This is a genomic window from Polaromonas sp. LjRoot131, from assembly GCF_964252805.1.
Lineage (GTDB): Bacteria > Pseudomonadota > Gammaproteobacteria > Burkholderiales > Burkholderiaceae_C > Polaromonas.
Genome location: NZ_CAXUPF020000015.1, coordinates 1 through 1,660 on the forward strand (window position 1 = coordinate 1; position 1,660 = coordinate 1,660).

General features: G+C 65.2%; 1 protein-coding gene. It reads left to right on the top strand.

Annotated features, from left to right (window positions below):
* Positions 1-5: 5 nt before the first annotated feature.
* Positions 6-1,139 (top strand): lysylphosphatidylglycerol synthase domain-containing protein, encoded by a 1,134-nt coding sequence (locus tag ACSQ27_RS24250; RefSeq protein WP_436158061.1) that lies wholly within the window; start codon positions 6-8, stop codon positions 1,137-1,139.
* Positions 1,140-1,660: the final 521 nt, after the last annotated feature.

A 1,660-nucleotide genomic window follows, 5' to 3' on the forward strand; every position in this document is an offset into this window, starting at 1 on the left:
AGCCCATGCAAAGGGCACAGGCGCGCAAAGGCCGGAGCAAGACCCGGCCCCCTCCCCCGTCGGTCTACGCCTACAGAAAGCACCGCCGCCAAGCTCTGGCGCCGGGCGCCAGCCCCAGGGAAGATTTCCCCATCATGCCCAGCACCACGGCGCCGGTCCCCGCCGATCCCTCATCCGACTCCACCGCCACCTCATCGCTGTGGCCGCGCGTGCGCCGCTGGGGGTTCCCGGCGCTGGGCATTGTGGTGCTGGGTTTGCTGGTGTCGCATGCGCACAAGGTCGACTGGGCCGGTGCCTGGCAGGCGCTGTGGCGCTATTCGCCGTGGCTGCTGCTGGGTGTGCTGGGCCTGGCGACGGCCAGCCATGCGCTGTATGGCTGCTTCGACCTGATCGGCCGGCGGCACACGCGCCACACACTGCCGCGCCTGCAAACCTGGGCCATCGCGGTGACCAGTTATGCGTTTAACCTGAACCTGGGCTCGCTGGTGGGCGGCGTGGCGCTGCGGGCGCGGCTGTACACCAGAGCCGGGCTCGATGAAGCGACGATTGCGCAGATCGTGGGCCTGAGCCTGGCGACCAACTGGCTGGGCTACGGGCTGGTGGCCGGCAGCCTGTTCGCGAGCGGCATCCTCGCCCTGCCCAGCCAGGCGCACATAGGCGCAACGGCGCTGCGCACGCTGGGTTTGGCGATGGTGTTGCTGGTCATCGCCTACGTCGCGGCCTGCGCTTTTGCGCGCGGGCGCGAGTGGCGTGTGCGGGGACGGCGGCTGACTTTGCCCTCCCCCGGGCTGGCAGGGGTGCAGTTGCTGCTGTCGGCCACCAACTGGGCGCTCATGGGCGCGGCCATGTTCTGGCTGCTGGGCGGCCAGGTGGAGTACGGCAAGGTGCTGGGGGTGCTGATGGCGGCCTCGATCGTCGGCGTGATCATGCCGATTCCGGGGGGGTTGGGGGTGTTGGAGGCGGTGTATCTGGCTTTGCTGTCTGGGAGTGTTCGGCAAGGGACGTTGATGGGGGCGGTGTTGGCGTACAGGGCGCTTTACTACTTCTTGCCGCTGGCTGGAGGGATGGTTTTGTATTTGTTGTTGGAGAAGTATGCGGCGGCGCATGCAGGCCCCGATCCTGCACCTGCTGCTGAGTGAAGTCTTTGGTTTTTTTGAGCGCTGAGGGGTTTTGAGTTTCGGAGCCGGGAGTCGCCCGGCAGCGACTCACTTTTCTTTTGCTTCGCCAAAAGCAAAGTAAGCAAAAGAAAAGGCGACCCGCAGTCTGGGTCCCTACGCTTCGCTTCGGGCAACCTGCGGTGCTCGACTACGGCGGGGTCTCGCTAAACTCGCTACGCTCAAACAACGCGATCCCTGATCCGCCTACGTCTGCGCTCCTCGGCCCAGCCAGGACGGGGCAATCGGGAGCGGGGACGGGAACGGGGACAGAAGACAAATACCAAAGAACAACCCAAGACAAACAAGGACTCGCCTTGGCGAGTCCTTGTTTTCTTCAGGTATTCAGTATTTGGATTTCTTCTCCCCGCTCCCACCCCTTGTGGATGCGCCGAGGAGCGCAGGGCCAGACGGATCAGGGATCGCGTTGTTTGAGCGAAGCGAGTTTAGCGAGACCCCGTCTGGACCGAGCACCGCAGGTTGCCCGTAGCGCAGCGGAGGGACGC

What these genes read in the sequence shown, in the direction of transcription:
- ACSQ27_RS24250 (WP_436158061.1), top strand. Translation starts at nt 6, where the DNA reads ATGCAAAGGGCACAGGCGCGCAAAGGCCGGAGCAAGACCCGGCCCCCT.